Genomic DNA, 17695 nt, shown 5'->3' with positions numbered 1-17695 from the left:
ATCGTCGAGCACGCTTCAATGCGACGACACGTACGTCGATGGCACCCGCGCCGCCGGCATCGCAAAGCTTCGCTTCATCCGCTCCACTTCCTCGACCGGCGGCCTTCCGAACAGCCGCTTGAACTCACGGCTGAACTGCGACGCGCTTTCGTAGCCGACGGCGGCGGCGGCCGCCGCCGCCGTGGCGTGCTCGCGAAGCATCAGCAGGCGCGCCCGGTGCAGGCGCGTGGACTGCACGTAGCGCATCGGCGAGGTGCCTGTCATGGCGCGGAAGTGCGCATGGAAGGTGGGGGCGCTCATCGCCGCTTCGCCCGCGAGTTCGTCGACGCCGAGTGCCTCGGCATAGCGGCTGTGAATGGTGCGGATCGCACGGGCCACCATGCCGAACTTGCCCTGCTGGGTCAGCGCGGCACGTAGCGATCCGCCTTGTGCACCGGAAAGCACGCGATAGTAGATTTCGCGCAGGAGCGCGGGTCCGAGCATGTCGTCATCCGGCGGGTTCGCCAACGCTTCCAGAAGGCGCAGGACGGAGATCGCGAGCGACGCTTCCATCGGCGAGGAATAAAGGCCCTTGGGTGTTGCCGACGATGCGCCTCGCCGTTCGTCCAGCTGCATGCAGACCCCGGCGGCCATGGCATGGTCAAGACGGAAGTAGATGGCGAGCAGCGGTTCATCGGCCGAGGCATCCGTCTCCATCGTGAACGGCACGGGCACCGAGACGACGAGGTAGTGCTGGTCGTCGTAGACGAAAACCTCGTCTCCCAGGAAACCGCGCTTGCGTCCCTGCACGACGATGACGATGCCGGGCTCGTAGAGCACGGGGGTCTGGCTCAACGGCCGGTCGGAACGCAGGAGGCGCACGTCCGGCAGCGTGGTCAGCGTGTAGCCTTCGTCCGGAGCAAGGTCACGGAGGAGGGCGATCATGCGATGGCGCAGAAGCGGGTCCATGGTTCCACTCTCTCATAGGATCAGGCAATGACGCCACATGCCAGGTCATGGGAGACAAGGCACGGGATCCCTACCATGAGCCCAGTTCCTGACCAGGAGATCATCATGACAAGCAAGACCTTCTTCATCACCGGCGTCAGCAGCGGCTTCGGGCTGGCCCTCTCCCGCGAAGCCCTGGCGGCCGGTCATACGGTGATAGGCACGGTGCGCAACGAGGAGGCGCGCCTCGCTTTCGAGGCCCTGGACAATGGCCGTGCCCATGCCGTCGTCCTGGACGTGACCGATATGGACGCGATACCCGGCGTGGTGGCCGACGCGGAAGCCCACTTCGGCCCGGTCGATGTCCTCGTGAACAACGCGGGCTACGGCCATGAGGGTGTCTTCGAGGAATCGCCGCTCCATGAGATGCGCCGGCAGTTCGAGGTCAACGTGTTCGGTGCCGTCGCGGTCACCCACGCGTTCGTGCCGCGTTTCCGCGAGCGCCGCAGGGGACACATCGTCAACATCACGTCGATGGGTGGTTTCATCACGATGCCCGGCATCGCGTACTACTGTGGAAGCAAGTTCGCCCTCGAAGGGATAAGCGAGGTAGTGGGCAAGGAACTGCGTCCCTTCGGCGTGCATGTGACCGCCGTGGCGCCGGGCAGCTTCAGGACGGATTGGGCGGGACGCTCGATGCAGCGTTCCCCGCGCAGCATTCCGGATTACGACGCATTGTTCGATCCCATCCGCCGGGCCCGCCAGGAAAAGAGTGGCAAGCAACTCGGCGATCCCGCCAAGGCGGCGAAAGCCATCCTGGATCTGACCAGCCTGCCCGAGCCGCCCGCGCACCTCCTGCTCGGCAGCGACGCGCTATCCCTCGTACGCGAAAAACTGGCCGCCATGACAGCGGACATCGACCGTTGGGAGGGCCTGACGCGGTCGACGGATGGCTGACCTCGCGTTCGAAAATCCGGTTTTCGCGCAAGAACTTGCGAGATTTACGTAACGCGCATGTAACCGTTGTGTAAACGTTTACTCGATGCTAGAAGTTGGGGCGTCGGCCCTCTCGGGCCGGGCGTTCCCATCCACTCGCATTCCCGGTCCATGGGAGGTTCCCGTGTGCCTGGCCGTGCCGTATCTCGAGTCCTTGCCATGTCGACACTGCATTCTTCCCGGCGTCTCCCCCTCCGCGCACTGTGCGTGGCCCTGGCGGTAGCCTGCGCGCCCGCGGCTTTCGCGCAGTCGACCACCGGCAGCCTTTTCGGCGAGGTGCCGGTGGCGGCCGGGACGACGGTCCGGGTGGAGAACCAGAGCGGCGTCAGCCGCGACCTTCCGGTGGACGCCAGCGGTCACTATCGTTCGCCCGCGCTGCCCATCGGCGATTACACGGTGACGTTGTTGCAGAACGGTTCGGTGGTCGAGACGCGTCAGAACGTGGCGGTCCGCGTCGGCAACGCGAGCGAGGTCTCGTTCTCGACCGCCGCGCCGCAGGCGACGAAGCTGGATGGCGTGCAGGTGTCGGCCAATACGACGCCACCGATCGACGTGGCCAGTGTGGATTCACGCACCGTGATCGACGCGCAGCAATTGGCCAAGTTGCCGCTTGGCCGCACCGCCGAGCAGATCGCCCAACTCGCTCCCGGCGTGGTGCCGAACAACGGCGGTTTCACCAGCGACACCGGTAAGTCGCTGGTGAGCTTCGGTGGCTCGTCCGCGAACGCCAACGCCTATTACATCAATGGCTTCAATACGACCGATCCATTGCAGGCATTGGGCGGCATCACGTTGCCGTATGGCGCGATCGACCAGGAAGAGGTCTATACAGGTGGCTACAGCGCGCAGTACGGCCGCTCCGACGGTGGCGTGATCAACGCGGTGGGCAAGCGCGGTACCAATACCTGGCACTACGGCGTCCAGTTCCTGTGGGAGCCGCAGTTCGCCCGTGCCAAGGGCGCCAACGATTATTACGCCAGCGGCGTGCCGCAGTCCGCCAAGGCCGGCAACCTGTATGCGTACAACCGCGACAATCGCGACACGGGAAGCACGGCATCGGTCTATGCCGGCGGTCCGCTGATCAAGGACAAGTTGTACATCTTCGCGGCGGCGGAAGTGGAGCGTCACGACACGCAGACGATCGCCAACGAAGAGGCCAGCAACTCGTTCGAGAAATCACGGAGCACCATGCCGCGCTGGTATACCAAGCTCGACTGGAACATCACCGACAGCAATATCCTCGAGCTCACCGGTGCATCCGACAAGACCGAGACCAACGGCACGTACTACGACTACGACTATGTCGCGAAGCGGCGGGGCGCCTTCGTCAACGATGCCGACCGGCAGAAGAACGGTGGCGACCTGTGGAGCGGCAAGTTCACCAGCTATATCACCGACGCGCTGACGCTCACCGCCGAGTACGGCAAGATGCATACGCGGTCGTACCAGGCACCGGCCAACTACGATGGCAGCCTCACGTACATCGACGGCGACGTGAACCAGAATCCCGCGCTGAACGGCGGCGTGCCCATCGGCAACGCGCAGACCACGGACGGCCTGAGCGACCCGAACCGGGGCAACTTCACCACCAATACCCGGCTGGATCTCGCTTACGCCATCGGTTCGCACACGATCAGCGTGGGTATCGACAACCTGACGGCCAAGGCCTCCGACCAGGGCAGCGAGTCCTCGGGGCCGGGCTACACCTGGTCGTACAGCCAGTCGTTGCCGGACGTGCCCATCAACTCCGATCTCGGTGTGGGCGCCACGGGTGATTTCCCGAATGGCGCGGAGGGCTATTTCGTGCAGAAGAATACCTATAGCCAGATCGCCACCGTCCGCTCGACGCAGCGTGCGCAGTACATCGAAGACAAGTGGCAAGTGAACGACCGCTTGCTGTTGCAGCTGGGCCTGCGCAACGACCAGTTCACCAACTACGATTCGGCCAGCCAGGCCTATATCACGCAGACCAAGCCTCAGTGGGCGCCTCGCCTGGGCTTCAGCTGGGATGTGCTCGGTGACGCCAGCTTCAAGGTCTATGGCAACGCCGGCCGCTATTACCTTGGCCTGCCTCTGAATCCGGCACTCAACTCGGCGGCGGCGACGACCAACACCGTCCAGTACTACACTTACAGCGGCATCGCGAGCGATGGCACGCCCACCGGCCTGACGCCGATGTCCGGCCCCGTCTCGGGCTTGAATCTTTACGGCCAGCAACCCGATCCGAAGATGACCACGGCCAAGGGTCTCACGGCCGAGAAGCAGGACGAGTACATCCTCGGCTTCACGAAGACGGCGGGTCCGTCGTGGGTCTACGGTGCGAAGCTGATGTACCGCAGCCTGCGTAACGCCATCGACGATTACTGCGACCGCGACGCGGTGCTGGCCAAGGCCGCTTCGCTCGGCTACGACGCCTCCACCAGCAACAGCTGCTTCCTGATCAATCCCGGCCGCGCCAACACCTTCACGCTGGTGGACGCGAGCGGGAACTACGTGGAAGTACCGATGAGCAACGCGGATCTCGGTTTCCCGAAGCTCAAGCGACAGTACTACAGCCTGGAAACGCTGCTCGAGCATCCGTTCGACGGTCGCTGGTACGCCAAGTTCGACTACGTGTTTTCGCGAAGCTACGGCAACACCGAGGGCCAGCTGCGTTCGGACGTCAGCCAGGCCAACGCCTCCACCAGTTACGATTGGGACGGCGCCTCGATCATGCAGTTCGCCAATGGCCCGCAGAACAACGATCACACGCATCAGATCAAGCTCTATGGTTATTACCAGATCGATCCGGAGTGGCTGGTGTCGGCGAACCTGGCGATCATTTCTGGCAGTCCGAAGCATTGCCTGGGCTTCTATGGCGCCAAGGGTACCGATCCGCTCTCGTACGGCAGCCTCTACCACTTCTGCAACGGCGAGCCGTCGGCTCCGGGCAAGCAGGGCAGGCTACCGTGGACCCGCCAGTTGGACATCGGCGCGACGTATAGCCCGGCCTTCGCCGACCACAAGCTCAGCTTCAGCGCGAACATCTTCAACCTCACGAACGAGCAGCGCCCGTTGCAGCTGTCGCCGTACAGCGAACTCAGTCCGCAGCTGACGAATCCGCTGTACCGCACGGTGACGATCCGCCAGCAGCCGCGCTACGCGCGGTTGTCGGTCAGTTATGACTTTTGAGTGGTTTCACATAAGGCCCGTTCCAGTCCGCGTCGAAAATTCTTCCGAGTGGACGGGCCAGTGGACCGTGGATAAAGAGCGAAGCGTCTACCGTGCTCTCGAAATAGCTCCAGCTCCAATTCCCCGTACCGACAAAGGCGAGCTCGTCGTCGACCATCACGTACTTCGCATGCTCCACACGCGCATAGGGAATCGGGCCGGATGTTGCCTGCGGTACCGTCGAATAGCGGATTTCGATGCCTGGCAAGACGGCAAGGCTTTGCAGGTAAGCCAGGTCCTGCCCACGGAGCGCCCAGTCGGCCACGATCACTTGCACCTTCACGCCGCGAGCCGCCGCGTCGCGAAGCGCGGCATCGAGCAATCCCCAGTAGCCCTTGGGCCCGAAATCCTTGAACGCCGACAGCGTCATGACCTGCAGACGAATGCTCTTCCGGGCCTGACCGAGAAGCAGGGCGAGGGTGGGCGCCTCGCTCGTTAGCCAGGCAGGCTGCAGGGCATCCGGGCTGAAGGCGGGGAAGACGGTGCTGGGCTGGCCGGCACCATCGATGACCACGGGAGCGAGTTCGGTCACGGGCTCGAACGATGGTGGAGGTACCAGAGGCGAGGCAAGGCGCGCGTCGGCCGGATTTCCGGCCAGATGCCAGAGATGGTCGAACTCCGCCTGGAAGGTCGCCCCGATGCGTGGGTCGGATATGCGCGCACCGACCTCATGGATGTGCTGGATGGCTCGCCAGTCCCAGTTCTGGCTGCCCACGAAAACATCGCGGCCGTCCACTTCCATGAACTTCACGTGCAACACGCCACCCGTCATGTCCTTGACCGGCATCTGGCGGACGGTAATGCCCGGGGCGTCTTTCAGCGTATCGACCGCCGGTTGGCTCTCATGCATGAAGCTGCTGTCGACGAGGATATTGATCCGGACACCCTTTTTTCCCTGCGCCACAAGCGCGTCGATGACGGGAGCGAGCCCAGCGCCGGGCGGGTTGCTCAGGTAAAACGCCGCGATATCGATGTGATCTTTCGCTCCGCGCACCATCGACAGCCAGGTCGGCGCTGTCCTCGCCGTGTCGGGAAGTCCGTAAGAGGTGCCCTCCGGCACGCTTTCGACCCATTCGAACGCATTCGGCGAAGGCGATTCTTTCGAGGCGACGGCGACGAGGGGAATCATGGACAGGGCTGCGCAAAGCATGGCGTGGACAAACGCCCGCGTGCTCAGGCGGTTCGGGATCGTATGCATAGGGCTGCTCCGCACATCCAATGGGGCTTGCTTGATGATGATGTTATAACATAACGTTCATGGGTTGCCGCACCTCGGCGTTTGCCTCCCCTTGGCCATGAAGATGCACATGATGGTATTCCCGTTTCTGCTGGCGGCCTTGCCGATGATGGCGAATGCTGCAGAGAGACAGCTCGGGCCACACATTCATGGACAGGCGAGCGTGAACATGTCGGTCGACGGTGGCCTGATGGACGTGCAGGTCAGCGTACCGGGGCACGACGCCGTGGGCTTCGAGCATCCGCCGGCTTCGCCGCGGGAGCGTTCGGCGGTCGACAGGGCGACGGCTACGCTCACCGGCGCCGGTTGGCTCGTGCCGGCTTCCGCCGCCGGCTGCACCCTCGCTTCAGCGAAGGTGTCACCTCACGGGTTCGGCGACGCAGCGGAGCCTGGTGGACACGCCGACTTCGATGCGGAATACCACTATGCCTGCCGAAAGGTGGCCGAGCTCGACCATGTGGATGTCCGCCTTGCGTCCGCCTTCCCGGCGGTCCGGAAGGTGGTCGTCGACATCATCACCGCGTCTGGCAGCAACCAGCAGGATCTCGAGGGCAGCGCTACCCGGGTCGACGTGCGGCAATGATCGGGCCGGCGTCCTCTCCTCTCGTGAGCACACGGTCGCTTCGCCACACGTGGCCGGGGTCGAGTGCGGCTCTCGTCCTGGGGGACCTCGAACTGGCACCTGGCGAGCGCTTGTTCCTTGGCGGGCCAAGCGGCAGCGGGAAAAGCACGGTGCTCGGTTTGCTGTCCGGCGTGCTTGCGCCGACCGACGGCGATGTAAGGATTCTCGGCATGTCCTTTGCCTCGATGGCTGCCCGTGCGAGGGATCGCTTTCGCGCCAATCACCTGGGCTACATCTTCCAGCAGTTCAACCTGCTTCCGTTCCTTACGCCCGTGGAAAATGTGCTGCTGGGCTGCGCATGGTCCGCGGAGCGCAGCCGGCGGGCCGGCGCGACCCGTTCCCTGATGACAAGCGAGGCGACACGACTTCTCGGCGCGCTCGGCCTTGGCCAACGGACGTGGTCACATGCACGGACAGGGGAACTCAGCGTGGGGCAACAGCAACGCGTCGCCGCCGCGCGTGCGCTCATCGGAGGCCCCGAACTCCTGCTGGCTGACGAGCCGACTTCCGCTCTGGATGCGGCGAGCCGCGATGCGTTCCTGACGCTGCTGCTCGATGAATGCGCCCGCCATGGAACCGGTGTCGTCTTCGTCAGCCATGACCTTGCCCTTGCGCGCCACTTCGACCGCGGCGTGACGCTCGATGGCGATCCGCGCGACAGCCGGGAGTCCTGATTTCGATGAGGCTGTTTTCCCTGACGCTCAAGAGCCTCCGCCAGCGAAAGGCGGGGGTCGCCCTGACCGTATTCACCATCGCATTGAGTGTCTTCCTGCTGCTGGGTGTTGAACGCGTCCGCATCGAAGCGAGGCAGGGTTTTGCAAGTACCGTTTCGGGCACCGACCTCCTGGTCGGGGCCCGGAGCGGGCCGGTGACATTGCTGCTTTATTCCATCTTCCACATCGGCGAAGCCACGAACAACATCACCTGGAAGAGCTACCAGGATATACGGGCGATGCCCGAGGTGGCGTGGACCGTTCCGCTCTCGCTCGGTGATTCGCACCGCGGCTTCCGGGTGACCGGGACCTCGACCGCCTTCTTCGACCACTACCACTACGGACGAGGCAACGCGCTTGCCTTTGCCAGCGGCAAGCCGTTTTCCGATCTCTATGACGCGGTCATTGGCTCGGAAGTCGCCCGCCAGCTTCACTACAAGGTCGGCGACAGCCTGGTTCTGTCGCACGGCCTTGGCGGCCCCCATCTCGCCTCCCATGCGGACAAGCCGTTCCGCGTGAGCGGAGTCATGTCACCCACCGGCACGCCTGTCGATGCCACGATCGCCGTCAGCCTGGAAGCCATCGAAGCCATCCATGTCGACTGGCATTCCGGCATCCGGTTGCCGGGCATGGAAGCGTCCGCCGAACAGGCGCGGCACATGGACCTGACCCCGAAGGCCATCACGGCCACGCTCGTCGGCCTGCGCTCCCGTCTGTCCGCGTTCGCCGTACAACGCGCCATCAACGAATATCCCGAAGAGCCCCTGCTGGCCGTCCTGCCCGGGGTTGCACTGGGTGAACTCTGGCACCTGGTCGGCACGGCTGAAAATGCCTTGCGTGTCGTCAGTGGGATGGTCTTGCTGGTCGGCATGTCCGGCATGTTGACCGCGCTCCTGGGGATGCTTGGTGAGCGTCGGCGCGAGATGGCCGTACTACGGGCGGTGGGAGCGTCGACGCGCACGGTCTTCGCGCTGCTGGTGATGGAAAGCACGCTCTTGACGATAGGCGGCATGCTTGCCGGTGTCGCCCTGCTCGATGCGGCGACGGCACTTGCACACGATTACCTGATCAGTACGGCGGGGCTGGTGATCGACGGAACCCCCGCGCCTGGCGAATGGCCGTTATTGCTGCTCGTACTCGCCCTGGGCTCGCTGGCGGGATGCATCCCTGGCTGGGTGGCGTATCGTCGCTCGCTGGCCGACGGCCTGCAGGTGCGCCTGTGATGAAACGCAATGCGATCCTGTTCGTCGTTTCCAGCGCGTTCCTCACCGCGTGCAGCGACCCCGCGGACGCCCCGCGAGGCGAGCCGGCAGGCTCGGCCACATCGGCGCTGGCATCGGCACAGGCCGAAGCCGACGCCATGCGTACGGCGAGGGCCAAGGCCCAGGTCGCCGGCATCGTGGCGGCACGCGCGTTTGCCGCCGCCCATGGGGCGCCGAAGGCGGTGACTCCCGCAGGTGCGGCGTTGCTCGGCCAGCCCGACGAAAACGGCTATGCCGATCTCGACTGGAGCCACATGGTCCCGCCCGAGGACATCAAGACGCTCGAGAACGCGCCCCCCGTGCTGCACGTCGGCAACCAGCGCATGAAACAGGTCGGTACGTTGCATACGGTCGAGGCGCTCGACAACCAGAAAGTGAAGCTCTCGGGTTACGTCGTGCCCCTGGAATCCGATGACGACGGGAAGATGCTGGAGTTCTTCTTCGTGCCTTTTTATGGCGCGTGCATCCATGTGCCGCCGCCACCGCCGAACATGCTCATCCACGTGAAGCTTGCCCATGGCATCGATACCCCGAGCCTGTATGACCCCTTGACCCTCAAGGGGGTGCTGCACACCGAGGTTACGCAGAACGCCATGGCCGCGTCCGCCTATGGCATGGGTGACGCGGTTCTCGAGCCGTACCACGACTCCGACGCCGAGCGGTTACGCCAGGCATTCGAATGAGCCTCGCCACACGATGAAAAGGTGGGTTACCGTCTCCGCCCTGGTGGGTGTGCTGGCCGCCGTCGCACTGATATGGACACCCCAGCAAACCTTGCCGGGCGATGCGCGCCCGCCGGCCAGGAAGGATGGCGCGGATCGGGATGCGGCGGAACGAGTAGGGAAGCGAATGATCGCGGACGACGCTGTCGCCGACGACGTGGTCTTTCTCGTCGCTGCCGCGCTTCGGGGACGTTGCATGCCTTCGCGCGCCCATGACCTTCCCAGGATGGCCGTGTTGGCGCACGTGCCGGCGCTCGTTGCCGGAGGAGGAGACGGTGGGACGTCGGAAAACTTCCGGCACGATGTCACCGTCGTGGTCGACGACAGGGTTCGGCAAGCAAGCTGCGTCAGTCCGGTGACCCTGCATATAGGCGACTACACGCGCAGCCTCGACCCTGAAGCGTATGCCGCGGCCTTTCCCGACAGCTACTTCGACCCCGGGCTATCGATCGTCCCGGCGGAATTCAAGCATGTCCCCCTCGATCAACGGGTGAGGGACAGCTGCACTTCCGTCGCCTATGCCATGTTGCCCCTCGACTCGCCTCGTGCCTGGCAATGCGCCGGCCTTCGCGCGAACGCCCGCTCCAACATTCTCCGGCTCTGCCACACCGAGGGGGCCTCTCCTGAGCAGGCAGCCGGCCATATCCAGCACCTGATCAGTGGCCTGCCTGCCACGTGCCAGTAGGAAAAAAACCTCGTGACAGCCGTATCCCGTTTTCCATTCGATGGCGCTTGATGCCCGTGCCACCTCTCACGCTGGACCTGCTTTTGTCTTCGCTTTTCCTTGCAGCGACATCGCTGTCGTCGCGCGCTGTGGCGTGGCTTCCCTCGGCGAGCCGGCAGGGGTGGCTGCCGTGGCTTCAGGCGCTCGCTGTCGGCCTGTTGCTCGGGGACGCATTCCTCCATGTACTTCCACACGCCCTCGAAGGAGGAGGGGAGGCGGAAAGCATATTGGCAGTGTCCGCCATGGGGGTGGTTATCCTGCTCTGCGCAGAGTCCGCCATGCGGATGTCGACCAGGGAATGGCCGCGCGGCATGCCCACCGCGAGGATGACGCTGCTGGGCGACCTCATCCATCACGCTGTCGATGGCATGATTCTGGCGGGTGCCTTCGCGGCGGGCCCGGCCCCAGGCTATGCGGCGCTCATCGCTATCGCCTTGCACGAGGTTCCCCGTGAGATCGGCAGTGCCGGGGTGCTGGTGGCGATGGGCTATACGCCCGCGCGTGCATTTGCGTTGTCTGTCGCCATGGCATCGGCGGTCCCGCTGGCCGCGGTGGCGGTCCAGTTCCTGGCGCTCGACACGCGCACCACGTCCATGGTCTCGGCGTTCGCCGCCGGCACCATTGTCTACGTCGCCCTTGCAGACATCCTTCCCGGCATATGGTCAAAGGCCAGTGGGAAAGCACGACTGGCACCGGTCTGCGGTGTTCTGGCCGGCCTGGTGTTCATGATGCTTCTTGCGCATGGTGAGCATCATTGAGATCCGCTTCCGCGGAATCTTGCTGGCACGATCCTGTCATATTTCGCCGCGACACTCATGCGCTCAGGGGTAACGCAAGCCGTGGAAGGCCGAGCATGCCAGGCATGCCCCCAATCCGCGAAAAGGGCAAACATGACGTCTCAGGATCGGCGGCACTTCCTCAAGCTTTCGCTGGGCGCAGCCGGCGCCGCCTTTACCGCTGGTATCGTACCGCCGTCGATCGCGAAAGCGCTTTCGATCCCGGCAGCGCGGCGCACCGGCACGCTGGCCGATGTCGAGCACGTGGTGATCCTCATGCAGGAAAACCGCTCGTTCGATCATTATTTCGGTTCGCTTCGCGGTGTGCGCGGTTTCGGCGACCCACGTCCCTTCACCCTGGCGAGCGGAAGGTCGGTCTGGCATCAGCCTTATGCAGCGTCGACCGACGATTATCTGCTGCCGTTCCGTCCCGCGGCCGACGACCTCGGCCTGCAATTCCTCGAAGACCTGCCGCATGGGTGGAACGACACGCACGCCGCTGCCAATGGCGGGCGATACGACGGCTGGGTGCAGGCCAAGGGTACGACCACGATGGCGTACCTGACCCGGGAGGACATCCCGTTCCATTACGCGCTGGCCGATGCGTTCACCATCTGCGACGCGTATCACTGCAGCATGCTGTCTTCCACCGATCCCAACCGCTACTACATGTGGAGCGGCTACGTGGGTAACGACGGGAAGGGCGCCGGCCCCGTGCTCGACAACGCGGAGAAGGGCTACGACTGGACGACGTACCCCGAGCGCCTGGAGCAGGCCGGTGTGTCCTGGAAGATCTACCAGGACATCGGTACGGGCCTGGACGCGGCCGGCAGCTGGGGATGGACGTCGAATCCGTACATCGGCAACTACGGCGACAACTCGCTGCTGTACTTCGACAAGTACCGCGATGCCCAGCCGGGTAACCCGCTGTACGACAAGGCCCGCACAGGCACCGAGATCGCCAAGGGGCAATCTCCATTCGCCATGCTGCGCGAGGACGTACTCGCGGACCGCCTGCCACACGTATCGTGGATCGCTGCGCCGGAGGCGTATACCGAACATCCCAGCTGGCCCGCCAACTACGGCGCCTGGTACCTCGACGGCGTCCTCGACGCCTTGACCGCGAATCCGGAGGTGTGGAGCAAGACGGCGCTATTCATCACCTACGACGAAAACGATGGCTTCTTCGATCATATCGTGCCGCCGTACGTGCCATCGTCGCGCGAGCAGGGGTTGTCGACGGTGACCAAGGAGGGCGAGCTATATCCTGGCGGCAATGGGTTCGTCGCCGGCGTGTACGGCCTGGGTGTTCGCGTGCCGATGCTGGTCGTGTCACCGTGGAGCAAGGGCGGGTGGGTCTGCTCGGAAACCTACGACCACACCTCGATCATCCGCTTCCTGGAGCAGCGTTTCGGCGTGCGCGAGCCGAACATCTCTGCCTGGCGTCGCGCGGTATGTGGTGACCTCACTCGTGCTTTCGACTTCTCGCGGCATGATGCCGATGCGCCGCGCCTGCCTGGCACGAGCGGTTATGAGCCGGACCAGAAGGCTCATCAGGATCTGCGTCCGACGCCACCGTCCGACCAGCGCATGCCGCGTCAGGAACCGGGACAGCGACCCGCCCGTGCCTTGCCCTATGCACTGGATGTACAGGGCAGGGTCGATGTCGCCGCGGGGCGCTACCGTCTGGATTTCATCAACCAGGGTGGGAGCGGTGCCTTCTTCCACGTGTTCTCCTCCGCGAGGACCGATGGTCCGTGGGCCTACACGGTGGAAGCCGGCAAGTCGCTCGCCGACAGCTGGACCAGCATCTACAGCGGCAATGCCTATGACCTCTCGGTAACGGGACCGAACGGGTTCCTTCGCCAGTTCGCTGGCAGCCAGCCGGCGGCTGGTGATCGCGGACGTCACCCCCAGCCCGAGGTACGCCTGGCGACAGGCGGTCTCGATGGCTTGCTACGCCTGGTCATCACCAACGAGGGTAACGGGGCGTGCATCGTGACGGTCACGCCAAGCGACGAATACACCCACCAGCCGCCACGCCGCCATCTCCTGCTGCCCGGCGGTCGCGCCGAGAGCCTGTGGGAGATCGTCTCCAGCGATCATTGGTTCGACTTCAGCGTGACCAGCGATCACGACCCGCGGTTCCTGCGGCGGCTGGCTGGTCATAGGGAGACGGGGCGGGCGTCGCGGACAGATCCGGCCTTGGGCGCCTTGGGTACCCCGTCGGTGGCGGCACCCGGGAAAATGGCCTTGGATCCTGCGACGTGATCCACCGTGGATCATCCCAGGCCTTGGCACCTCGTAGCCCATGAGACCGTGGATTCGATCGACCATACGCAAGTCGTAATCGCGAGCATTGCACGATAGGTACCAGTCGCCTCTTCGTTTACGCACGGATCTTTCAATCGAGCGAGCGTCGATAGTCGCTACGCTCGGCTCAAAGAGTGCGTTGCCCGGCCGGATGCACCCTCCGCCGGTCGGGGCTTGACACGTGTTTGTAGAGTCCTGGCGATTTACCTTCTGCGAGACGGATTACACATGCGTCGCTCTCTCCTGATTGCGGTTCCAGCAGTCTGTCTGTTCGGGTTGCTGGCCTTCGTCATCTTCGCCTGGCGACCCTCGATGGCCCCCGTCGCATCGCCGGACGTCGCCATCGATGCGTCACGTGTCGAAAAAGGACGCATCGTGGTGGCGCTGGGTGACTGCGCCGTGTGCCACACCCGGCCTGGTGGAAAGGATTTCGCGGGCGGTCTGCCGTTGAAAACACCGTTCGGAACCATCTTCACCACCAACATCACGCCCGATAGGGAGACAGGTATCGGGGGATGGTCGCTCGCGGCCTTTCGTCGTGCCATGCGAGAAGGCGTATCGCGCGATGGTCACCTCCTGTACCCGGCGTTTCCCTATATCCACTACACCCAGGTGACCGACGCGGACATCGAGGCGGCGTATGCGTTCCTGATGACGCGTACGCCGGTACATGAACGCGCACCGGAAAACGAACTGCCGCTGCCGCTGCGATTCCGCCCGTCGCTGGCCTTCTGGAACCTGCTGTACCTGCGTTCCGGCGCGCGTCCTCCGAAGGACGATAGCGAGGTCGAGCGCGGCCGCTATCTCGTCGACAGCCTTGGGCATTGTTCCTCCTGCCACACCCCGCTAGGCATCATTGGGGGAGAGAAGAGCGGCCACTATTTCGGGGGCGGTCGTATCGACGGCTGGGATGCCCCCGCTCTCACGGAACTGGGGAATGCGAGCATTCCCTGGACGCACGATCAGATCGTGGCCTACCTCGGCAACGGGGTGGCCATCGAGCACGGGGCGGCGGGCGGCCCCATGCGTCCCGTCGTGGAGAACCTGGGGACGGTACCACCTTCCGACGTGCGGGCCATCGCAACGTACGTGATGTCGCTACCGCAGTCGAAGGCGACTGAACGTGTGACCACCGCGACGATCGACCCGGCTCGCATACGCCACGGACAAGCCATTTTCCAAGCCTCGTGCGAGACATGCCACGGCGCCTCCGCCTCCATGACCACGGCGCTACATCGGCCATCCCTGGCGCTATCGTCGGCGTTCCACGGCGACACGCCTCGCAACGCCATCGCAACCGTCATCGAGGGGCTGTCGTGGCCGGAGAAGCCAGGTGTGACGACCTATATGCCTCCGTTCGGCGAGGTTCTTACTGACAAGGATATGGCTGACGTCGTGGACTACGTGCGCTCAACGACGGGGCGACCTGCCTGGGCCGACACACCCGCCACCGTCACCAGCCTTCGCAAAGAGCTCAAGCCATGACGAAAATCAACGTCAACGGCGTCGACCATGAGGTCGCTGCCACGCCGGATACCCCCTTGCTCTATGTGCTCAGGAACGACCTGGCCATGAACGGAGCAAAGTTCGGTTGCGGTATGGGTCAATGTGGGGCATGCACGGTCTTGCTTGACGGGCGTCCCGTCTTCTCGTGCGTGCTGCCGCTTGCCTCGGTGGGTAATCGCACCGTACGCACGGTGGAAGGTCTGGGCACGCTGGCATTGCCAGGCCCGTTGCAGAAGGCATTCATCGATCGCCAGGCCGTGCAGTGCGGTTACTGCATCGCAGGCATGATCGTGCGCGCGCAAGCGCTGCTGGAGCAGGTAAAAAACCCCGACGAAGCGACGATACGCGAACACATGAAACCGAATCTGTGCCGGTGCGGCACGCATATGCGCATTCTGCAGGCCATACGCGACGTCGCAGCCTCGGGTTCTCTTTATCGTGCTGAAGTCGGGGATGGCCATGAATGACTCCTCGTTTGACGGGAGCCGCCGGGCCTTTCTGCGTTCGACCGGGATCGTCGTCAGCTTTGCGCTTTTCGCGCCGACGTTGGTACGAGCCGGAGAGGTCGACACACTGGGTACCACCGTGCTGGCACCGAACCTTCCCGGAAGCCTGAAGACCAATCCCATGCTCGATGCATGGATTCGTATCGACGGGGAGGGCATCACGGTTTACAGCGGCAAGGTCGAACTCGGCACGGGGGTACGCACGGCGCTCTGGCAGATCGCCGCCGACCAGCTCGGCGTAGACTTCGACCGGCTGCACTTCATCACGGCCGACACCGCGATGACGCCCAATGAGGGATACACCGCAGGCAGCCATACGATGGCCGATGGCGGCACGGCCATCTTCAACGCCGCCGCCCAGGTGCGGGGACTGTTGCTGAAAGCGGCGGCGGCGGATTTTGGCGTTCAAGTGCGGGACTTGCACGTGGAGAACGGTGACGTCGTCACGGCGGACGGTCGTCGCAAGCGCTACGAAGACATTGCATCCAAAGTCGACCTGCACCTTCAGGCCAGTCCCGTATCTCCCGCGTCCGATCCCCTTCATTACCGATATATCGGCAAGGCCCAGCCACGTGTCGATATCCCCGCCAAGGTGACGGGCGGAGCGAGCTACGTGCAGGACATGCGCCTTCCCGGGATGGTGCATGCTCGCGTGGTTCGTCCACCAAGGCGTGGCGCGACGCTGGTGTCCGCGGATATCGAAGGCGTGCGCGCTGCCGGGGGCGTGATAGCCGTGGTGCGCGATGGTGATTACCTCGCCGTGGTGGCGGCTGGCGAGTGGCAAGCCATCCAGGCCATGCGCTTGTTGACGGCGAGCGCGCGGTGGACCGGCGGCCCACCGCTTCCCACCGATGCAACCATCCACGACGTGCTGAAAGCCTTGCCCCACCGCGACTATGCTACTGCGCGGAAGAATGTGCCGGCAGCGCCACCGACGCCGGACGTGTCGCTCAAGGCGACAAAACAGTACGTGCAGCACGGTTCCATCGGACCTTCGTGTGCCGTGGCGCAATGGAAAGATGGCCTGCTCACGGTGTGGACCCACACCCAAGGTGTGTTTCCTTTGCGCGCGGGCATCGCGCAAATGCTTGCCTTGCCAGCCGATGCGGTGCGGTGCATCCACGTCGAAGGCTCTGGCTGTTACGGACACAACGGTGCGGACGACGTCGCGGCCGACGCGGCTTTGATTGCCATGAAGGTCCCGGGGCACCCCGTGCGCGTGCAGTGGATGCGCGACCAGGAAGCAGGGTGGGAACCCTTCGGCCCGGCGATGGTGACGTCGTTGGATGCTTCGGCGGACGGGGAGGGCAATCTTTCCTGGTGGCGATACGAGTTGTGGAGCACCGCGCACAACGAACGAATCGTCAATGCGGGGCGGCTGCTGCCGGCGTGGCTGATGGCGAACAAGATCGAACCCGCGCCGTCGGTGCCCATCGCGGAGCCGGAGGGCGATGCCGATCGCAACGCCATCCCGAGCTATCGCATTCCATCGCTGGACGTGACGATGCATTTCGTGACCACCATGCCGTTTCGCACATCGGCGATGCGCTCCCTCGGGGCTCACCTCAACGTTGTCGCTATCGAGAGCGCCATGGACGACTTCGCCCATCGCGCGGGTAGGGACGCCGTGGCGTACCGGCTGGCCCATCTCGACGACCCGCGGGCAAGGCAGGTGGTCGAGGTGGCAGCCCGCGCGTTCGGGTGGTCGCCTATGCCGAAGCTACCTGCCGGCCGCGGCGTAGGCTTCGCCTTTTCGCGCTACAAGAATCTCATGGGCTACTGTGCGGTGGCGGTCGAACTGGAAGTGGATCCAGACGACGGCCGCGTGACCATCGTTCGTGCGGTCGCTTCGGCGGACTGCGGCCAGGTGGTGAATCCAGACGGGCTGGTGAACCAGATCGAGGGCGGCATCGTTCAATCAGCGAGCTGGACGCTCTATGAGCAGGTGCTGTTCGATGCAGGGGGTGTGCGCAGCGTCGATTGGGCGACGTACCCCATCGCGCGCTTCACGCAGGTGCCGCTATCGGTCAAGGTGGAACTGATTGATCGCCCGGGCGAGTCCTTCCTCGGTGCCGCCGAGATCGCACAGGGGCCGACGGCCGCCGCCATCGTCAGTGCGCTCGCCATGGCGACCGGCAAGCGTTCGCTGCGGCTCCCGCTGATGAGGGGCTTGGGATAGAA

At 64.3% G+C, this 17695-nt stretch carries 14 protein-coding genes; 12 read left to right on the top strand and 2 right to left on the bottom strand.

Going from position 1 to position 17695, the window contains the following annotated elements; translation table 11 throughout:
- Positions 1–15: 15 nt before the first annotated feature.
- Positions 16–948 (bottom strand): AraC family transcriptional regulator, encoded by a 933-nt coding sequence (locus J2T07_RS02330; protein WP_306846957.1) that lies wholly within the window; start codon positions 946–948, stop codon positions 16–18.
- Between the two features lie 105 nt (positions 949–1053).
- On the opposite strand from J2T07_RS02330, the gene J2T07_RS02325 reads away from it, so the two are divergent.
- Positions 1054–1884, top strand: a complete 831-nt coding sequence (locus J2T07_RS02325) for an oxidoreductase (protein WP_306846956.1) — start codon at positions 1054–1056, stop codon at positions 1882–1884.
- Between the two features lie 198 nt (positions 1885–2082).
- Positions 2083–5094, top strand: a complete 3012-nt coding sequence (locus tag J2T07_RS02320; protein ID WP_306846955.1) for a TonB-dependent receptor — start codon at positions 2083–2085, stop codon at positions 5092–5094.
- Here the strand turns inward: J2T07_RS02320 and J2T07_RS02315 are convergent.
- Positions 5078–6331 (bottom strand): phospholipase D-like domain-containing protein, encoded by a 1254-nt coding sequence (locus tag J2T07_RS02315; RefSeq protein ID WP_306846954.1) that lies wholly within the window; start codon positions 6329–6331, stop codon positions 5078–5080. The genes J2T07_RS02320 and J2T07_RS02315 overlap by 17 nt on opposite strands.
- Positions 6332–6428: 97 nt before the next feature.
- On the opposite strand from J2T07_RS02315, the gene J2T07_RS02310 reads away from it, so the two are divergent.
- The 10 genes from J2T07_RS02310 (at position 6429) to J2T07_RS02265 (ending at position 17693) form a co-directional block, all read left to right on the top strand.
- A complete protein-coding gene (locus J2T07_RS02310; RefSeq protein WP_306846953.1) occupies positions 6429–6953 on the top strand; it encodes a ZrgA family zinc uptake protein in 525 nt (174 codons plus the stop codon).
- Positions 6950–7666 carry an ABC transporter ATP-binding protein gene (locus J2T07_RS02305; protein ID WP_306846952.1) on the top strand — a complete coding sequence of 239 codons (717 nt, stop codon included), beginning with the start codon at positions 6950–6952 and terminating at the stop codon, positions 7664–7666. The genes J2T07_RS02310 and J2T07_RS02305 overlap by 4 nt, the downstream gene beginning before the upstream one ends.
- 5 nt (positions 7667–7671) lie before the next feature.
- The gene (locus tag J2T07_RS02300) at positions 7672–8928 is read left to right on the top strand and encodes an ABC transporter permease (protein ID WP_306846951.1); all 1257 of its coding nucleotides are present in this window, start codon (positions 7672–7674) and stop codon (positions 8926–8928) included.
- The gene (locus tag J2T07_RS02295) at positions 8928–9650 is read left to right on the top strand and encodes a DUF3299 domain-containing protein (RefSeq protein WP_306846950.1); all 723 of its coding nucleotides are present in this window, start codon (positions 8928–8930) and stop codon (positions 9648–9650) included. Before J2T07_RS02300 ends, J2T07_RS02295 begins: the two co-directional genes overlap by 1 nt.
- Positions 9651–9663: 13 nt before the next feature.
- Entirely contained in the window at positions 9664–10374 is a 711-nt protein-coding gene (locus J2T07_RS02290) for a hypothetical protein (protein WP_306846949.1), read from the top strand.
- Positions 10375–10430: 56 nt separating this feature from the next.
- Complete coding sequence (locus J2T07_RS02285) at positions 10431–11171, top strand: ZIP family metal transporter (RefSeq protein ID WP_306846948.1); 741 nt, start codon at positions 10431–10433, stop codon at positions 11169–11171.
- 132 nt (positions 11172–11303) lie between these two features.
- Entirely contained in the window at positions 11304–13460 is a 2157-nt protein-coding gene (locus J2T07_RS02280) for a phosphocholine-specific phospholipase C (RefSeq protein WP_306846947.1), read from the top strand.
- Positions 13461–13730: 270 nt separating this feature from the next.
- Positions 13731–14987 (top strand): c-type cytochrome, encoded by a 1257-nt coding sequence (locus tag J2T07_RS02275; RefSeq protein WP_306846946.1) that lies wholly within the window; start codon positions 13731–13733, stop codon positions 14985–14987.
- A complete protein-coding gene (locus J2T07_RS02270; protein WP_306846945.1) occupies positions 14984–15475 on the top strand; it encodes a (2Fe-2S)-binding protein in 492 nt (163 codons plus the stop codon). The genes J2T07_RS02275 and J2T07_RS02270 overlap by 4 nt, the downstream gene beginning before the upstream one ends.
- A complete protein-coding gene (locus tag J2T07_RS02265; protein WP_306846944.1) occupies positions 15468–17693 on the top strand; it encodes a xanthine dehydrogenase family protein molybdopterin-binding subunit in 2226 nt (741 codons plus the stop codon). The genes J2T07_RS02270 and J2T07_RS02265 overlap by 8 nt, the downstream gene beginning before the upstream one ends.
- Positions 17694–17695: the final 2 nt, after the last annotated feature.

The sequence above is a fragment of the Luteibacter jiangsuensis genome (genome assembly GCF_030812295.1).
GTDB classification, from domain to species: domain Bacteria; phylum Pseudomonadota; class Gammaproteobacteria; order Xanthomonadales; family Rhodanobacteraceae; genus Luteibacter; species Luteibacter jiangsuensis_A.
Note: the sequence above shows the minus strand (reverse complement) of the source record. Positions and strands in the feature narration are given on the sequence as shown.

Excerpts from the sequence above, each read along its gene's own strand:
- J2T07_RS02280 (WP_306846947.1), top strand. The coding sequence starts at position 11,304 with ATGACGTCTCAGGATCGGCGGCACTTCCTCAAGCTTTCGCTGGGCGCA.
- J2T07_RS02270 (WP_306846945.1), top strand. The coding sequence starts at position 14,984 with ATGACGAAAATCAACGTCAACGGCGTCGACCATGAGGTCGCTGCCACG.
- J2T07_RS02290 (WP_306846949.1), top strand. The coding sequence starts at position 9,664 with ATGAAAAGGTGGGTTACCGTCTCCGCCCTGGTGGGTGTGCTGGCCGCC.
- J2T07_RS02325 (WP_306846956.1), top strand. The coding sequence starts at position 1,054 with ATGACAAGCAAGACCTTCTTCATCACCGGCGTCAGCAGCGGCTTCGGG.
- J2T07_RS02305 (WP_306846952.1), top strand. The coding sequence starts at position 6,950 with ATGATCGGGCCGGCGTCCTCTCCTCTCGTGAGCACACGGTCGCTTCGC.
- J2T07_RS02265 (WP_306846944.1), top strand. The coding sequence starts at position 15,468 with ATGAATGACTCCTCGTTTGACGGGAGCCGCCGGGCCTTTCTGCGTTCG.
- J2T07_RS02315 (WP_306846954.1), bottom strand. The coding sequence starts at position 6,331 with ATGCATACGATCCCGAACCGCCTGAGCACGCGGGCGTTTGTCCACGCC.
- J2T07_RS02295 (WP_306846950.1), top strand. The coding sequence starts at position 8,928 with ATGAAACGCAATGCGATCCTGTTCGTCGTTTCCAGCGCGTTCCTCACC.
- J2T07_RS02320 (WP_306846955.1), top strand. The coding sequence starts at position 2,083 with ATGTCGACACTGCATTCTTCCCGGCGTCTCCCCCTCCGCGCACTGTGC.
- J2T07_RS02310 (WP_306846953.1), top strand. The coding sequence starts at position 6,429 with ATGAAGATGCACATGATGGTATTCCCGTTTCTGCTGGCGGCCTTGCCG.
- J2T07_RS02330 (WP_306846957.1), bottom strand. The coding sequence starts at position 948 with ATGGACCCGCTTCTGCGCCATCGCATGATCGCCCTCCTCCGTGACCTT.
- J2T07_RS02275 (WP_306846946.1), top strand. The coding sequence starts at position 13,731 with ATGCGTCGCTCTCTCCTGATTGCGGTTCCAGCAGTCTGTCTGTTCGGG.
- J2T07_RS02300 (WP_306846951.1), top strand. The coding sequence starts at position 7,672 with ATGAGGCTGTTTTCCCTGACGCTCAAGAGCCTCCGCCAGCGAAAGGCG.